At 70.6% G+C, this 17,188-nt stretch carries 9 protein-coding genes and 1 pseudogene; 4 read left to right on the top strand and 6 right to left on the bottom strand.

Features of this window, described 5'->3' with window-relative positions; genetic code table 11:
- The first annotated feature begins 9 nt into the window (after positions 1–9).
- Positions 10–396, top strand: a complete 387-nt coding sequence (locus tag ABTW72_RS14455) for a hypothetical protein (protein ID WP_091405768.1) — start codon at positions 10–12, stop codon at positions 394–396.
- A 123-nt stretch (positions 397–519) separates the two neighbouring features.
- On the opposite strand, the gene ABTW72_RS14450 is transcribed toward ABTW72_RS14455, so the two are convergent.
- On the bottom strand, positions 520–2,307 hold the full coding sequence (locus ABTW72_RS14450; RefSeq protein ID WP_350858594.1) for a glycoside hydrolase family 6 protein: 1,788 nt from the start codon (positions 2,305–2,307) through the stop codon (positions 520–522).
- Positions 2,308–2,906: 599 nt separating this feature from the next.
- Between ABTW72_RS14450 and ABTW72_RS14445 the strand changes: the two genes are divergently transcribed.
- Entirely contained in the window at positions 2,907–4,082 is a 1,176-nt protein-coding gene (locus ABTW72_RS14445; protein ID WP_350858591.1) for a hypothetical protein, read from the top strand.
- A gap of 1 nt (position 4,083) precedes the next feature.
- Entirely contained in the window at positions 4,084–4,767 is a 684-nt protein-coding gene (locus tag ABTW72_RS14440) for a class F sortase (RefSeq protein WP_350858588.1), read from the top strand.
- A 71-nt stretch (positions 4,768–4,838) separates the two neighbouring features.
- Here ABTW72_RS14440 and ABTW72_RS14435 read toward each other — a convergent pair whose 3' ends face one another.
- The gene (locus ABTW72_RS14435) at positions 4,839–9,920 is read right to left on the bottom strand and encodes an NAD-glutamate dehydrogenase (protein ID WP_350858585.1); all 5,082 of its coding nucleotides are present in this window, start codon (positions 9,918–9,920) and stop codon (positions 4,839–4,841) included.
- Between the two features lie 289 nt (positions 9,921–10,209).
- Between ABTW72_RS14435 and ABTW72_RS14430 the strand changes: the two genes are divergently transcribed.
- On the top strand, positions 10,210–12,174 hold the full coding sequence (locus tag ABTW72_RS14430; RefSeq protein ID WP_350858583.1) for a penicillin-binding transpeptidase domain-containing protein: 1,965 nt from the start codon (positions 10,210–10,212) through the stop codon (positions 12,172–12,174).
- Between the two features lie 277 nt (positions 12,175–12,451).
- On the opposite strand, the pseudogene ABTW72_RS14425 reads toward ABTW72_RS14430, so the two are convergent.
- The 4 genes and pseudogenes from ABTW72_RS14425 to ABTW72_RS14410 form a co-directional block, all read right to left on the bottom strand.
- Positions 12,452–13,688, bottom strand: a pseudogene (locus ABTW72_RS14425) (arginase family protein).
- A 66-nt stretch (positions 13,689–13,754) separates the two neighbouring features.
- Positions 13,755–14,678 carry a tetratricopeptide repeat protein gene (locus tag ABTW72_RS14420; protein ID WP_350858580.1) on the bottom strand — a complete coding sequence of 308 codons (924 nt, stop codon included), beginning with the start codon at positions 14,676–14,678 and terminating at the stop codon, positions 13,755–13,757.
- A 170-nt stretch (positions 14,679–14,848) separates the two neighbouring features.
- Positions 14,849–16,537 carry a coenzyme B12-dependent isobutyryl-CoA mutase large subunit gene (gene icmA / locus ABTW72_RS14415; RefSeq protein ID WP_091405796.1) on the bottom strand — a complete coding sequence of 563 codons (1,689 nt, stop codon included), beginning with the start codon at positions 16,535–16,537 and terminating at the stop codon, positions 14,849–14,851.
- A 116-nt stretch (positions 16,538–16,653) separates the two neighbouring features.
- On the bottom strand, positions 16,654–17,055 hold the full coding sequence (locus tag ABTW72_RS14410) for an Asp23/Gls24 family envelope stress response protein (RefSeq protein ID WP_350858577.1): 402 nt from the start codon (positions 17,053–17,055) through the stop codon (positions 16,654–16,656).
- Positions 17,056–17,188: the final 133 nt, after the last annotated feature.

The raw sequence follows: 17,188 nt of genomic DNA, 5'->3' as shown, positions 1-17,188 counted from the left end.
GGCAGCACCATGACCGATCGCGATCGCCAACCGCCGCTGGAGGACAGCCCCGAGGTGGCCTCGGCGGTGGACGATGACGCCACCGTGCCGCAGTTGCGGACCGGAGGTGGCCCGGACCGGGACACACCGGGCTTCGCCGAGCCTCGCAGTCGACCGGACGACCTCGCACCGGACACCGACGAGCTGATCGGTGACCCGTACGCCGCCGGCACCGGGGCGACCGGGACGGGCACCGGCGCTGGCGGGGACAACATCCGCACCGGGGGCGAACAGCCCTGGGAGCCGGAGGACCTGGTGATGGCCCGCGGGCAGGATCTGACACCGGAAAACCTGGAGAAGGCCCGCCGTGACCTGGCCGAGCAGGGCCGGGCGGCGATCGAACGCACGGTGCCCTGATCGGGGCCGGAAAGGGGGGTCCCCGGCCCGACCTGTGACGGTCGAGCCGGGGACCCGGGGGGAACCTGCTGCCGACAGTGCCTCACCAACCACCGGCAGCGGGTTGGTGCGTGAGCTACCCGATCAGAGCGCCGGGTAGGCGTTGCGCATGAGCTCCTGGAACTGGGCGGAGAACCAGGCACCGGAGATCGGTGCGTCGGCCAGCGCTCCGGACGGGTTGTTGCCGTTGCGGGCGTTGCCGCCGTACGTCGGGTCGCACATCCGGTCGAAGCCCTTGCCCTCGTTGTTCGGGATCTCCTTGCTGGAGCCGTCCGACTCACCCGGCGGCTTCACCCAGACGTAGGCGTCGATGCCCGTCTCCGGGTTGGCCCGCGGCCGCTCGCCGATGCCGGCGCCGGCCTGGTTGCACCAGTTGCCGAGGTGGGCCCGGCGGTCGATGCGGCCTCCGTTGACGTACGTGTCGACGCTGGTCGTGGCGCCCGGCCCGGTGGGCCGCGCGGAGCCGCCCCAACCGTTGCGGGAGGTGTCGATCAGCATGCCGATGTTGGAGTTGAAGCCGACCGAGACCAGCTTGTCGCGGAACGCCTGGGCGAAGGACAGCTCGTCGACGTAGAAGTTCCAGTCGACCCACTTGGACTGCCGCACCGACTGACCGTTGACGTTGTCGGTGACCTTGAAGTACGGCTCACGCAGCGCCGAGTAGTTCGCGGTGTTGGTGATGAACCCGTGCACGTTGTTGACGGTGCTGCCGGAGGCCACCGCGGCGGTCTTCAGGATGTCGGCGGTCGGGCCGAAGTTGGAGTCCCAGCCGAGCCAGCCGTGGTGGCCGGCGTCGATGTAGTTGTAGACGTTGCCGATGGCGCCCAGCTTGGCGAGGGCGTAGCCGACACCGTTGACGTACGCGCCGTTGGCCTTGACCGTGTCGCACATGGCCGTGCCGCCGGGCTGACCGGACGTGTTGGTGACGAGGTTCGGCAGCGAGTCGATCTCGATGATGTTGATGATCCGCAGGCTGCTGTACTTCGACTCACCCTGGATCGCGGCGATCGGGTCGATGTACTGGGCCTTGTACTTCGGCAGCTCGTCCGGGCCCAGCTCACCGTTGGAGGCGAGCGCGGAGCAGTCCCGGCCGGGCAGGTTGTAGATCACGAACTGGATGTAGCCGGCGCCCTGGCGCAGCGCCTCGTCCAGGTGCTGCCGCACCCCGAAGGCCCCGTTGGAGCTGCTGTCCGGCGTGCCGTTGATCGCGGCGATCCGGTCCAGCCAGACGGCGGTGGGGTTGTTGGAGATCCGGCTTCCGCCAGCCTCGGCGTCCGCCTTCGCCTTCCACTCCGGGTTCACGTAGCCGCGCGCCCCGACGTACGGGTTGTCGACCTTGGTGCCGGGCGGCGGCGTGGTCGGCGGATCGGTCGGCGGGTCAGTCGGCGGGTCAGTCGGCGGGTCAGTCGGCGGATCGGTCGGCGGATCGGTCGGCGGGGTGGTGCCACCGTTGCAGACCACGCCGTTCAGGGTGAACGAGGTCGGCTTCGGGTTGCTGCCGCTCCACGCGCCGTTGAAGCCGATGCTCGTCGACGCGCCGGTGGCCAGGGTGCCGTTGTAGGACAGGCTCCGGGCGGTGACCTGGCTGCCGGACTGGGTGAACGTGGCCGACCAGCCCTGCTGCACCCGCTGGCCGGAGTTGGGGAAGGTCCAGCCCAGCGTCCAGCCGTTCAGCGGGTCGCCGACGTTCTTGATGGTGACGCTCGCGGTGAAACCGCCGGGCCATTCGTTGCTCGTGTACGCGATGTCGCACTGCGTCGCGGCCTGCGCCGCGGTAACCGGAATCGTTACGAGCCCACCGGCGACCAGGGCACCCGCGCCGGCGAGCGCGAGGGCCCGGCGTGGGCCGGATAGCCTTCTCCACACATTCATGCCACTGATCTCCTTGGGCGAGACCGGGCCCACGTACGGCCCGGCGGGACGGCCCGATGGGCGTCCTGCACGGACGGCCGTCGGCGCCACGGGATTCTTTGGGGGGCGCCCGACCCGGACGGGCGATGGTGGTGGTGGTGCCCGACCGAGGCGTCGGCCGGTCGATCGGCGGCGGGTGCGTCGCCCGGTGACCCGGGTGCCCTCGACTCCCCTGCCTGCACGGTGTGGCTCTCTGAACCGCGTTCGCCGATTCTTGCATGGGAGCGCTTCCATGGCAATGGCTCGATGCGTTGCCGGAGCTGTTTCGGACGATACCTCCGAGTGGGCCCGACCGGCACCCTGGGCCCGAACCCGCCGCAACCCGATGAGCGGGGCAGGCGGGCGCAGGGAGCGCGGAACACCGTGGGGCACCCAGAAGGCCCCGCGACGCCCGAGACGGCTCCCGGCGCGGCGAAAGCCGCGTAGCACCCCTTCACCTCTTACTTGGATCGAAGGTCAAAACGCGAATCTTTCACTTCATAAGTCATGAAACGGTCTAACGTCGGTCTTAGCTCGGTTGTCGCCGAGCTCAGGACAACAGGGATGGAGTGACGCAGGTCATGGCTAAGAAGATGCTCGGGAAGGTCGTTGCGGGCGCCGCGCTCGGCGGCGCGTCGCTCCTGGTGTTCGCACCGGGGATCGCGTTCGCCGACGGCCACGACGACGGCAAGGTCTACGCCAAGCCGCACGTCGTCAAGGCTGGCGACGAGGTCAAGCTCCTCGAGATCTGCCCGGATCGGCAGGAGCACGCGTACGTGTGGTCCAAGGTCACCGGCAAGGTCAAGCTCAAGCCGGCGCATGAAGACCGGGGCGAGGACCGCGAGTGGCGCGAGGAGGAGAACTCCTCCGACCACGACAAGGGCAAGGACGAGCACGGCAAGGACGAGAACGGCAAGGACCACGAAGGCAAGGACGACAAGGGCAAGGACGAGCACGGCAAGGACGACAAGGGCAAGGACCACGAAGGCAAGGACGAGAACGGCAAGGACGAGAACGGCAAGGACGAGAACGGCAAGGACGACAAGGGCAAGGACGAGAACGGCAAGGGTGGCCAGGGTGGCGGCGCTGCCGCCGACGCCTACGGCGACGAGGACAGCAAGGACTGGAAGGGCGAGGAGCACGGCCAGGACGCCGAAGAGGGCCGTGACAAGAAGGACTGGGACTCCAAGGACGAAGACAAGAAGGACTGGGAGTCCAAGGACGAGCACGGCTCCGAGTACGGCTCGGACAAGGGCTGGGAGTCCAAGGACGAGCACGGCTCGGAATACGGCTCGGACAAGGGCTGGGAGTCCAAGGACGAGCACGGCTCGGAATACGGCTCGGACAAGGGCTGGGAGTCCAAGGACGAGCACGGCTCCGAGTACGGCTCGGACGAGCGTGACGGTTACGGCAAGGACGAGCACGGCTCCGAGTACGGCTCGGACGAGCGTGACGGTTACGGCAAGGACGAGCACGGCTCGGACGAGCGTGGCCGCCACGAGGAGCGCGAGTTCGTCTACTACGGCGAAGCCAAGGTCGACAAGGACGCCAAGCCGGGTCGCTACGAGCTCAAGGGCTCCTGCGGCGAGGGCGAGCTCGTCGTGCTGCCGCACGGCGGTGTCGACGGTGGTGACGGCGGCGTCAGCACCGGCACCGACCGGGGTCTGGCCACCGGCGGGGCGGGCCTGCTCGGCGCTGCCGCGCTGGGCGGGATCGTGCTGATGCGTCGTCGGCGGACCGATGGTTCGCTCGTCTGACGTGACGACGACACCGGCCGGCGGCCGTCGCGGGAAACCGTGGCGTGCCGCCGGCACGGCCGTCGTCGTCACCATGGCCATGATCGGCGCCGGCATGATCGGCGCCTCCCTGAAGACCACGCCCACCCCGCGACCGCCGCAGCCGCTGGCCCAGGCCGGCCCCGAGGCGACCGCGCCGACGGGCACCGCCGACGATGCCCCGCTCGACGGGCAGCTGGCGGCCGGGTTGGCCCGTTCGGCACCGACCAGCATCGAGATTCCCCGGATCGGCGTCGATGCGACGATCATGTCGTTGGGCACCAACCCGGACGGCACCGTCCAGGTCCCTCCGCTGGACAAGGCCGACCAGGCCGGGTGGTACGAGCCCGGTGCGAGCCCCGGCGAGACGGGTAACGCGGTCATCGTCGGGCACGTGGACTCGGCGGTGCTCGGTCCGGCCGTCTTCTTCGACCTCGGCGCTCTCACCCCCGGCGACACCGTCACCGTGCGCCGCGCCGACGGAGTGCCGGCCACCTTCACTGTCGACTCGGTGAAGTCGTACCCGAAGACGGCCTTCCCCACCGAACTGGTGTACGGCCCGAGTGACCGGCCCAGCCTGCGGGTGGTCACCTGCGGTGGCCAGTTCGACCAGGCCGCGAAGAGCTACCCGGACAACATCGTCGTCTTCGCCACCCTGGCGGCGTGACCCGCTACGAAACGCGGTCCGGCCGGTCGGGGTCACCCCCGACCGGCCGGCCCGCGTCCGGCGTACCTGACTCAGGCGGCCGCGGAGGTCCGCACCAGGGTGCGGATCTGGCGCAGCAGCACCGACAGGGCGGCAAGGTCCGCCCGCGACTCGTCGAACTCACCCATCGCCCGGCGCGCCCGGTGGATCGAGGTGGCGTTCGACTGCTCCCACTGCTGCACCCGCTCGTGCGGCGGCAGGTCGCCCGGGGTGGAGTCGAGTACCTCCGCGGTGAGCGCGGCCAGCGCGGCGTACAGGTCGTACCGCAGCGCCATCCGGGCCAACGTCTGCCAGCGGTCCTCCCGCGGCAGCAGGGAGATCTTCGACAGCAGCGAGTCCACCCGGAACAGGTCGGACAACACGAAGTAGACCGAGGCCACCTCGCTGACGTCCCGCCCACTGGCGTTCGCGGTCTCCACCACGTCCATCAGACCGAAGCTGTACATCAGCCGGGTGGCCCGCTCGGCCAGCTCACGCGGTAGCCCACGCTCGGTCATCGAGTCCATGTGCGCGGCGATGCCCTGGCGCTCGTTGCCGTAGAACAGCTCCTCCAGCCCCGGCAGCAGCCGGGTGACACCGTCGCGCAGCCGGGCGATCTCGGCCGGCACGTCGATCGGCGAACGCCGGTTGGAGACCAACCACCGCACCGCCCGGTCGAGCAGCCGACGGGTGTCCAGGTAGACGCTGGTCTGCAGCTCCGGTGCCACCTTGTTGTCCAGCGCCTCGACCGCGTCCCACAGGTCGCGCAGGCCGAACACCTCGCTGACCACCACGTACGCCCGGATCACGTCGGCCGCGCTGGCCGCCGTCTCCTCGACCACCCGGAAGATGAACGAGATGCCACCCCGGTTGATCGCCTCGTTGACCAGCACTGTGGTGACGATGTCCCGGCGCAGCCGGTGCCGGCCCATCCGGTCGGCGAACCGCTCGCGCATCGGCGTCGGGAAGTAGTTGACCAGGACGTCGGTCGTCCACTCCTCGTCGGCCAACCCCTCGGTGAGGATCTCCCGCTCCAGGACGATCTTCACGTACGCGAGCAGCACGGCGAACTCCGGCGCGGTCAGCCCGGACTCGCTGCGGACCGCCAGTTCCTCGTCCGGCGGCAGCGCCTCCAGCGCACGGTCCAACCCGCCCGAACGCTCCAGCTCGTTGATCATCCGGCGGTGCACCGGGAGCAGCGAGGCGGCCTGGGCCTGGGCGTTGTTGATCGCCCGAGCCTGGTCGTAGTTGTCCCGCAGCACCAGCTCCGCGACCTCGTTGGTCATCCCGGCCAGCAGCTCGTCCCGGTCGGCCATGGTCAGCTCACCGTCGGCCACCGCCGTGTTGAGCAGGATCTTGATGTTCACCTCGTGGTCGGAGGTGTCCACCCCGGCCGCGTTGTCGATGAAGTCCGTGTAGATCCGGCCACCGGTCAACGCGTACTCGATCCGGCCGAGCTGGGTCCAGCCCAGGTTGCCGCCCTCGCCCGCCACCCGGCAGCGCAGGTTGCGCCCGTCCACCCGGATCGCGTCATTGGACTTGTCGCCCACCTCGGCGTTGGTCTGGGTGGACGCCTTGACGTAGGTGCCGATGCCGCCGTTCCAGAACAGGTCCACCGGGGCGGTGACGATCGCCTTCATCAGGTCCTGCGGTGACAACTGCGTGACGTCGTCGTCCAGGCCGATCGCCGCCCGGACCTGCGGCGTGATCGGGATGGACTTCGCGGTACGCGGGAAGATGCCGCCACCTGCCGAGATCAGCTCCGGGTTGTAGTCCTCCCAGGAGGAACGGGGCAGGTCGAACAGCCGTCGACGCTCCGCGTACGAGGTGGCGGCGTCCGGCTCCGGGTCGAGGAAGATGTGCCGGTGGTCGAAGGCGGCCACCAGCCGGATGTGCTCGGAGAGCAGCATTCCGTTGCCGAACACGTCGCCGGACATGTCGCCGACGCCGACCACTGTGAAGTCCTGGGTCTGGGTGTCGAGGCCCAGCTCACGGAAGTGCCGCTTGACCGACTCCCAGGCGCCCCGGGCGGTGATGCCCATCTTCTTGTGGTCGTAGCCGGCGGATCCGCCGGACGCGAACGCGTCGCCCATCCAGAAGTTGTGGTTCTTGGAGATCTCGTTGGCGATGTCGGAGAACGTCGCGGTGCCCTTGTCGGCCGCCACGACCAGGTACGGATCGTCGCCGTCGTGCCGGACCACGTCCTCGGGCGGCACGATCTGCCCGCTGACGATGTTGTCGGTGACGTCCAGCATCGCGCCGACGAACTCCTGGTAGCAGGCGACCGCCTCGTCCCGGTCGCCCGGATTCTGCTTCAACACGAAGCCGCCCTTGGCGCCGACCGGCACGATCACGGTGTTCTTCACCATCTGCGCCTTGACCAGGCCCAGCACCTCGGTACGGAAGTCCTCCCGACGGTCGGACCACCGCAACCCGCCCCGGGCCACCGGCCCGAACCGCAGGTGCACACCCTCGAAGCGCGGCGAGTAGACGAAGATCTCGAACTTCGGCCGCGGCGCGGGCAGGTCCGGAATGGCCTGCGGGTCGAGCTTGAACGCCACGTACGCCTTCGGCCGCCCGTCGGCGCGCTTCTGGTAGAAGCTGGTCCGCAGGGTCGCCTCGATCAGCGTCAGGTACGAGCGAAGGATCCGGTCCTGGTCGAGGCTCGCCACGTCGTCCAGCGCGCCCCGGATCGTCTCCACCAGCTCGCCGCTGCGCTGCTGCCGCTGCTCGGTGCTCAACTCGCCCGGCGCGAACCGGGTCTCGAAGAGCTCCACCAGCAACGCGGCGAGCTTCGGGTACGCGATGAAGGTCTGCTCCATGTAGTCCTGCGAGAAGACCGTGCCGGCCTGCCGCAGGTACTTCGCGTACGCCCGCAGCACCACCACCTGCCGCCAGGTCAGCCCGCCGCGCAGCACCAGCTCGTTGAACCGGTCCACCTCGGCCTCGCCGCGCCAGGCAGCCGCGAAGGCGTTCTCCACGTGCGGGCGCACCTCGGCCAGCTCGTGATGCCCCTCGGGCAGCATGAGGCCGAAGTCGTACAGGTAGACCCGACCGTCGATCCGGTCCACCTCGTACGGGTGCTCGTCGACCACCCGTACGCCCAGGGAGTGCAGCACCGGCAGCACGGCGGAGAGCATCATCGGCTCGCCGTACCGGTAGACCTTGAACCGGACGTCCATCGCCTCGGCCAGGTCGGCTCCCGGTACCCGGGTGCCCGGCCGGGGCGCCAACTGCTTGCGGAACAGGTGCATCTCCAGCTGGCCGGGCTCCTCCAGCAGCTCCAGCTTCGCCAGGTCCTTCATCGCCTCGTACGGCGTGTGCCCGTCCTTGTAGCCCTCCGGGAACGCGTCGGCGTACCGGGTGAACAGGTGCTTGGCCTGCTCGTCGCCGAGCTTGCGCTCCAGCACCAACCGGTAGTCGTCGTCCCAGAGCCGCGTCGCGTCGGCCAACTCCTCGGCGAGCAGGTCCGCGTCGATGTCGCCGGGTGGCCGCGTCGGATCGGTACGGACGATGAAGTGCACCCGAGCCAGCATCGACTCGGTGACCCGGGTGGTGTAGTCCACCCCGACGCCGTTCAGCTCACGCAGCAGGATGTCCTGCATGCGCAGCCGGTTCTGAGTGGTGAACCGGTCCCGGGGCAGGTAGATCAGGCAGGAGATGAACCGCCCGTACGCGTCCCGTCGCAGGAAGACCCGCAGCTGCCGGCGGCCGGCCATCCGCAGCACGCCGACCACCGCGTGGTACAGGTCGTCGGTCTTGATCTGGAACAGCTCGTCGCGCGGGTAGGTCTCCAGGATCTGGATCAGATCCTTGCCCGAGTGGCTGCGCTGGCTCAGGCCGGAGCGGTCCAGCACCTCGGCCACCTTGCGGCGTACCACCGGCAGCTCCCGGACGCTGGTCCGGTAGGCGGCCGTCGAGAACAGGCCCAGGAAGCGCCGCTCACCGATCACGTCACCGTCGGCGTTGAAGATCTTGAAGCCGATGTAGTCCAGGTACGCCGAGCGGTGCACGGTGGCACGCGAGTTGGCCTTGGTGATGATCAGCAGGCGCTTCTCCAGCACCTTCTCGTGCGCCTCGGGCGTCATCGAGGACAGCGACCGCGCGTCCGGCGAATCGGAGCGCAGAATGCCCAGACCGGTGCCGAGCACCGCCTCCAACGCCTTGCCGTCGACCGGGTCGGCGGCGTCGCCGCCGTCGGCGTCCACCAACCGGTACTCGCGGTAGCCGAGGAAGGTGAAGTGGTCCTGGGCGAGCCAGCGCAGCAGCTCCACCGAGTCGGTGATGTCCTTTTCCGGCACGGGTGGGCGGTTGTCGGAGGTACGGGCGGATGCCAGCTCGTCGGCGAGCGCGAGGGCACGCTGACGCATCTTCGGCCAGTCCTCCACCGCCTCCCGCACGTCGGTGAGCACCCGCTGCAACTCGCGGCGCAACCGGTCCCGTTCGGCCGCGTCCCGGACCGGGTCGATCTCGATCCGCATCCAGCTCTCGATGATGTCGCCGGCGATCGCGTCGTCCGGTTCCACATCCGCGGAGACCTCGGTGAGCCGGCCCAGCGGCTCCCGCCGCACCACCACCAGCGGGTGCACCAGCAGGTGCACGTCGAGGTGGTACGAGTTGAGCAGCGCCGTCACCGAGTCGACCAGGAACGGCATGTCGTCCGTGACGATCTCGACGACCGTGTGGTGCTGGTCGGCGTGCGGTTCGTGGATCCGCAGCTTCAACTCGCCCGGCACCCGCTGCTGGGCGAGATCCCGGTGCGCCCGGGCCGCGTCGAGCATCTCTTCCGCCGTGAAGCCGACCAGCTCCTCGTCCGGTGCGAACCGCCAGAAACGGCCGACAAGTGTCGCCGCGTCGTGGTCGTCCCCCGCGAGCGCGACGGCCTGGGCCACCAGGCGCTCCGCGTTGGGGACGGGTTCGTCGAGCTCGGCGTCCTCCACGTCGTCGGCCAGCGCCTCGGCTGGCAGACCCAGATCGTAGATGGTGTCGATGCTCGACCCGGTCAGCCCGGTGACTCCCGTGTCGAGTCGGCCGTAGCCGTCCCCGTCGGTCGCCGAATCGAAGCTGTCATCGTCCCGGCCGGAGTCATCCTGCCGGAGGTCGGGTTCCGGTTTGATCGCCGGACGCCGGTCCATCGGTGCCACTCCCCTCGACCCACCGCGTTGTGGGTCACTCTGCCGCCCAGCCTAGGCCCTGCCGCTCTGCGCCTTCGTCGGCGGACCACTGGCCAGACGTCCGGATCGGGACTCTGTCCTTTCACCCGTTGCGGGTCCGAGGTTGGCCGGCTGCGGGATACCCCGCCACGCGATGTTCATCACACGGGCGCGGCCCGTCTTTGAGCGCTGCCGAGCACCTGGGGGACGTTGGGGACGGCGTTCCCGTACTACCGTGCGAGGGCAGTCCGAGATCGGAAGGACCAGCTTCATGCCCTTGTCGTACCCCCGGCCCCACCGGCCGAACCCCGCCCGCCGGCTCGCCGCCGCCGTCACCACGGCGCTGCTCGCGGCGGGTGTCCTGGTCGGTTGTTCCGGTGACGACGGGCCGCAGCGCACCGTCGACGCCTTCCTGGCGGGCTGGCGCAGCGGTGACCTCCAGGCGGTCGGTCTGATCGACCCGCTCGGCTCGAAACTGCCGTCGGCCGACGTGGCGCGCGAGATCAAGGACCTCTCCGGTGAGCTGGCGGCCACCCCGCCCAAGCTGACGCGTCGCGGCGAGCCGAAGATCACGAAGGACATCGCCACCACGACCGTGCAGGTGGAGTGGGCCCTGCCCGGTCAGACCCGCTGGGCGTACGACCGGGAGGTGCGCCTCGCCCACGGCGACGACGACCAGTGGCAGGTGATCTGGGAGCCGAAGGTGGTGCACGAGCAGCTCACCAAGGGCGACCGGTTGGCGCTGCGGCGAGACCCCGGTGCCCGCGCCGCCGTGCTGGACAACGCCGGAAAGCCGCTGGTGACGCCGCGCCCGGTGGTCCGGGTGGGCGTGCAGCCCAACGCCGTCACCGACCTCAAGAAGCTCGTCAAGGACCTCGACGCGGCGTTCAAGGCCATCCGCCCGGCGCTGGTCCCCGGCGTCGACCTGGCCGACCTGCCCGACCGGGTGGCCAAGGCCGAGCCGGGCGCGTTCGTCGAGGTGGTGTCGCTCCGCGAGGAGGCGTACCGGCAGATCAAGCCCCGGATCTACGACCTGCCCGGCACCAAGTTCATCTCCGACAAGATCGACCTGGCGCCCACCCGCGAGTTCGCCCGTGCGCTGCTCGGCACTGTCGACCAGGCGCAGGCCGACGACCTCGCCGCGCACCCCGACCGGTACGTCGTCGGCGATCTGGTCGGGCACGGCGGGCTACAGGGCCGCTACGACGAACGACTGCGCGGCGGCCCCGGGCTGACCGTGGTGGTCGAGCGTCCGGCCGAGGGCGGCAAACTCGAACCCACCGGCGCCGAGCTGTTCCGCCGGGAGCCGCAGCCCGGGCAGGCGCTGAAGACGACGCTGGACGTCGCCGTCCAGAACGCGGCCGACGGGGCACTGCGTGCCGAGCCGCGCCGGTCCGCCCTGGTGGCGATCCGGATCAGCGACGGCGCGGTGCTCGCCGCCGCGAACGGCCCCGGTCCGGCCGGGGAGAATCTGGCCTTCGACGCCCAGGTGCCTCCGGGCTCCACGTTCAAGATGGTCAGCACGCTGGGCCTGCTGGACCGGGGTGCGGTCACGCTGGACGGGCCGGTGGACTGCAAGAAGACCTTCACGGTGGATGGCCGGTCCTTCAAGAACTCGGACAACTTCGAGCTCGGCTCGGTGCCGTTCCGTACCGACTTCGCCAAGTCCTGCAACACGGCGTTCGCCGCGCTGGCCCCGAAGCTCGGCGGCGACGGGCTGGCCGCCGCCGGTCGCTCGCTGGGCCTGGAGGGTCAGTGGGACCTCGGCATGGACGCCTTCACCGGCAAGGTCTCGACGGGCGGCAGCCTGGCCGAGCAGGCCGCCGCGTCGTTCGGGCAGGGCACCACGCTGGTCAGCCCGCTCGCCATGGCCGGCGCCACCGCCGCCGTCGCCCGTGGCCGCTTCGAGCAGCCGAAGCTGCTGATCGACCCGGCGCCGGCCAAGCCGGCCCCGGCGGGCGAGCAGCTCAAGCCGGAGTCCGTCAAGGCGCTGCGCACGATGATGCGCGAGGTGGTCACCGCCGGCACCGGCAGCGCGCTCAAGGATGTGCCGGGCGAGGTGTACGGCAAGACCGGCACCGCCGAGTACGACGACAACCCGGCGCACACCCACGCCTGGTTCGTCGGCTGGCGCGGCGACGTGGCGTTCGCGGTCTTCGTGGAGAAGGGCGGGGCCAGCACCGCATCAGCCGTCCCGATGGCCGAGCGCTTCCTCCGCGCCCTCCCAACCTCCTGACCCCACCACCCGTGGCCCCACCGACCATCGCCTCGGGGCCAACGCCGGGCGCGACCGAGGGCGGATCAGGCGGTGTCGGCTTCGTGCCTGTCCGGCGGGTTCTGGGTCGACGGGGCGGTGCGTCGAAGGAGACCTGGGCCGGCCGACGCCGGCGGGCCGACCGGTTCGCGCTCTACCAGGGGCGCGATACTGGCCGCGACGCCCGACGGCTCGGAGTGGGCCCGTCCGCCCGTGTCGGGTGACTCCCCCTCGGCCGGGACGTCGTACGGCACCGCGCTCACCGACGAACCGACGCGGGGGACACTGACGCCGGCAGGCCCGACATCAGCAGGCCCGAGCCCAGCGGGCCCGACATCGGCGGGTTCGATGCCAGCAGGGTCGATGTCAGCGGGGAATTCGACTCTCGCAACCTGCTCAGCACCGTCGAGCCCGTCAAGCCCCACCAGCCCGTCGAGCCGCTCGGCACGGTTGGGACGCTCGGCACGGCCGAGCCGCTCGGCACGGTCGGAGCTATCGGTGGTGGCGGTCGCGGCCCGGCCGTTGCCGCGCCGCGGGGAGGGCGTGGGCCGGGCCGACAGCAGGCGGGGCGGCACGGCTTCCGGGGCGGTCACCGGTGCCAGACCGGCGACAACTGTGTTGACGATCTCGGCCGCGTACGAGCCGTCCGGGTCGTAGTCGGGGTCGAAGACGGTCAGCTCCACGCCGAGGCAGTGCGGGGTGTCGACCAGGCCGGCGAGCAGGATCTCCAGCTCGGCGAAGGCGATTCCACCCGGGTCGGGGGCATCCACGGCGGGCATCACCGCCGGATCGAGCACGTCCACGTCGATGTGCACCCAGTAGCCCGCGCAGTCGGCGAGTTGCTCGTGCGCCCACTGAGCCGTGCGGGCGGCGCCTTCGGCGCGTAGCGCCGGCACCGGCCGGGTGGTGATCCCGGCGGCCTGGAGGTCGAGCCGGTATTCGTCCTGGGCGCGGATGCCGAGCACCACCACGTCGATGTCGCGGAAGTAGGGCCGGCGGCCCTCCAGCGCGGCCAGGTCGGCCTGCCCTCGCCCGGTGACCAGGGCCAGGTCCTCACCGGCGGCCGCGCCGACGTAGGAGGCGTTGCCGGGGTGCCGGAAGTCGGAGTGCCCGTCGACGAAGACCAGCCCGATCCGCCCGCCGACGGCCTCGCCCAGGCGGTGCATGGCCAGGGCCGAGCCGAGGAGCACGGAGCAGTCGCCGCCGAGCACCACCGGGAACTCACCCCGGTCGATGATCGAGCCGATGCGTTCGGCGAGGGCCAACGAGTAGTCGGCGATCTCCCGGGCGTGGCACACCCCGTCGCCGGGCCGCCAGTCGCCCGGGTCGTACCGGGCGGGAGTCACGCAGCCGGCGTCGCGGGCGCGGAGCCGGGCCAGCAGGTCGTGGTCGCGCAGCGCCCCGGGCGCCTTGGCGCAACCCGGGACCGACGTGGGCGTCGGCGGCCGTAGACCGAGATTTGTCGGCGCGTCGAGGACGGCGATCCGGCGCATCATGAGCTCCCGTCCTCGGTGGTCGGGCGGGCCGGCCGGAACGCCGGCCCGCGCTGGCGTGCTACGAACTCAGAACAGGGCGCTGGCCAGGGCCCGACGCGCCGAGGCGACCGCCGGATCGTCCGGGCCGGCGATGGAGAAGAGCGAGACCAGGTGCTGGCGAACCGTCTCACGGTCCTCGCCGGCGGTGCGCCGGACCAGACCGACGAGTCGGGCGTACGCCTGCTCGGCCAGGCCGCTGAGCACCTCGATGTCGGCGGCCAGCAGTTGGGCGGCGACGTCGTCGGGGGCGCTCTCGGCGGCAGCCAGCGCGGCGGACGGGTCGGCACCGGCCACCCTGCGGGCCACCCCGACCTGGGCCAGCCCCGCCGTGGCCGCGGCGTCCGCCGGGGCGTCGGCGAGGATCTTCCGGTACGCCTGCTCGGCGGCGTCCAGATCGCCGCTCATCAGCGCGTCGTCCGCCTCGTCGAGGCGGGGGTCCTCCGGCTCGGCGACGGTCACGCCACCGGCCTTGAGCACGGCCTGGATCCACTGCCGCAGCTGCGCCTCGGGAACCACTCCGGAGAAGGCGTCGACCGGCTGGCCGCCGACGACCGCGTAGACCATCGGGATGCCCTGCACCCGGAACATCTGGGCGATTCGGGGATTTTCCTGCACGTCGACCCGGGCCAGCACCCAGGTGCCGCCGCCCTCGGCGTTCAGCCGCTCCAGGACCGGGGCGAACTCGTCGCTCTCCGGGAAGCCGGCCGCACCGAAGAACACGACGACGGGCGTGGCCATCGAGCGTTCGAGCACGTCGGACTGGATGGTCGCCTCGGTGACGTCCACGATGGCGGTGTCACCGCCGGCGGTGGGCGCGCCGGGGACGCCGTTGGACGGGCCGCCCTGCGGGGGCGTGCCGGGGCGGGTACTTGCTGGTGCGGGGCCACGCAGCGTGCTGAGGTCGACCGCGCCGCGGGTGAAGATCGACGAGGTGATCCGTGGGTCGCTCATGGTTACCTAGTCTCGCACGTGAGCCCCCGATCTCAGCTCACCCGCAACCCCGACGTTGCAACTCTCACGCCCCGTCCCCACCCCCCGCGATCTTGCACATTCTGTCGCCGGTAAGCCGCATTTATGCCTTATGCCGGCATAGAAACTGCAAGATCGCGGGGATGAGGGGGTCAGAAGCGGGCTGGCTCTCGGTAGGTGCCCCACTCGGCGCGCAGGGCGTCGCAGATCTCGCCCAGGGTCGCCTCGGCGCGGACCGCGTCGAGCATGGCGGGGATCATGTTCTCGTCGGTGCGGCTCGCCTCGATCATCCGGGTCACCGCCGCGCGAACCGCCGACTCGTCCCGCGCGCTCTTGCGCTCGGCGAGCACCCGGCGCTGCTCCAGCTCCACCTCGTGCGAGATGCGCAGGATCTCCAGCTCCTTGGCGACCGTGCCGGTGTGGCAGTTGACCCCGACGATCTTCTTGTCGCCCTTTTCGAGGGCCTGCTGGTAGACGAAGGCCGACTCGGCGATGTGCCCGGTGAACCAGCCGTCCTCGATGCCGCGCAGGATGCCCGAGGTCATCGGGCCGATCTGGTGTGGCCCGTCCCCGCCGAGCTGCCGGATCCGGGCGAAGATCTCCTCCGCCTCGGCCTCGATCTTGTCGGTCAACGCCTCGACGTACCAGGAGCCGCCGAGCGGGTCGGCCACGTTGACCACACCGGTCTCCTCCATCAACACCTGCTGGGTACGCAGGGCGATCTCGGCCGACTCGTCGGTGGGCAGCGCCAGGGTCTCGTCCAGCGCGTTGGTGTGCAGCGAGTTCGTGCCGCCGAGCACCGCCGCGAGAGCCTCGACGGCGGTACGTACGACGTTGTTGACCGGCTGCTGCGCGGTCAGCGACACCCCGGCGGTCTGGGTGTGGAACCGCAGCCACAGGGCCTTCTCGCTGGTCGCGCCGTAGACGTCGCGCAGCCAACGGGCCCAGATCCGGCGGGCGGCGCGGAACTTGGCGATCTCCTCGAAGAAGTCGAGGTGCGAGTCGAAGAAGAAGCTCAGCCCCGGCGCGAAGACGTTCACGTCCAGCCCACGCGAGAGACCCAGCTCGACGTAGCCGAAGCCGTCCGCCAGGGTGTACGCCAGCTCCTGCGCAGCGGTCGAGCCGGCCTCACGGATGTGGTAGCCGGAGACCGACAGCGGCTTGTAGCGCGGGATCTCCCGGGCGCAGTACTCCATCAGGTCGCCGATCAGGCGCAGGTGCGGCTCCGGGTCGAAGAGCCACTCCTTCTGCGCGATGTACTCCTTGAAGATGTCGGTCTGCAGGGTGCCGTCCAGCTTGGACAGGTCGGCGCCCTGCCGCTCGGCGGCGACCAGGTACATGCAGAACACCGGCACGGCCGGACCGGAGATGGTCATCGAGGTGGTCACGCCGGCCAGGTCGATGCCGTCGAAGAGCGCCTGCATGTCGGTGGCGGTGTCGATGGCCACGCCGCAGTGGCCGACCTCGCCGAGCGCCTGCGGGTCGTCCGAGTCGCGGCCCATCAGCGTCGGCATGTCGAACGCCACCGACAGCCCGCCGCCGCCGGCACCGAGGATCATCTTGTAACGCTCGTTGGTTTGCTGGGCGTTGCCGAAGCCGGCGAACTGCCGGATCGTCCAGGTCCGTCCGCGGTAGCCGGTGGGATACAGACCCCGGGTGTACGGATACTCGCCTGGCCAACCAATCCGTTCGAAGCCCGGATAGGTGGCGCCCTCCGGCGGCCCGTACACCGGCTCCACCGGCATGCCGGAGAGCGTGGTGAAGTCCGCGTCCCGCTTGCGCGCGGCGTCGTACCGGGCCTGCCAGCGCGCCCGTCCGGCGTCGATCTCGTCGGCGTCCATGAGCAGGGCTCCTCCTCGGGTCCTCGACTGCACGTCGAGTGTAAGGCCCCTACCTGAACGATCGCTAAGTCAGGCCGTACCGGCGAGTAACGTGCGATCTGGACGCCCACTGCGCGCTACCGGGTCGGGCCACCCATCGCCACGTCGTCGACCCGGATGTTGACCTCGTCGACCCGCAGCCCGTACGCCTCGACCGTCTCCGTCACCCGGGCGCGTACCTGACTGGTGATCTCCGGTACCGGCCGACCCGCCTCAATCACCAGAACCAGGTTGACCACGGCGGCGTCCCCGGTCACGTGGGCCGAGCAACCCCGCCGGGCGTCACCCACCTGGTCCAGCCCGACCCGGTCGAGAACCGCGTTGAAGAACCGGGCGACGTCCCCGCCCAGGTCGGCCACGCCGGGTACCGCGCGGGCCGCCGCGACGGCGATCTTCTCGATCACCTCGTCGGCGACCTGCGTCGTCCCGCCAGCCGGCACCGACGCCCTGGTCAGCTCCCGCGTTGCTTCCAGGTCCACAGTCGCTCCCTGCTCCTCGTACCACCGCGTCTGGGCACGTCCGGCCCCCGGTGGCGATGGGGCGGTGCGAGCCTACTGGGACGACGCGTTCCGGGATGTTCCTGGCGAACGGTCAACGGGCGGTCCGACAGCC

This window comes from Micromonospora sp. NPDC127501 (assembly GCF_040302185.1).
In the GTDB taxonomy this organism is placed as follows: Bacteria; Actinomycetota; Actinomycetes; order Mycobacteriales; family Micromonosporaceae; genus Micromonospora.
The sequence above is the reverse complement of the archived record's forward strand: the minus strand, read 5'-3'. Positions and strand labels throughout refer to the sequence as shown.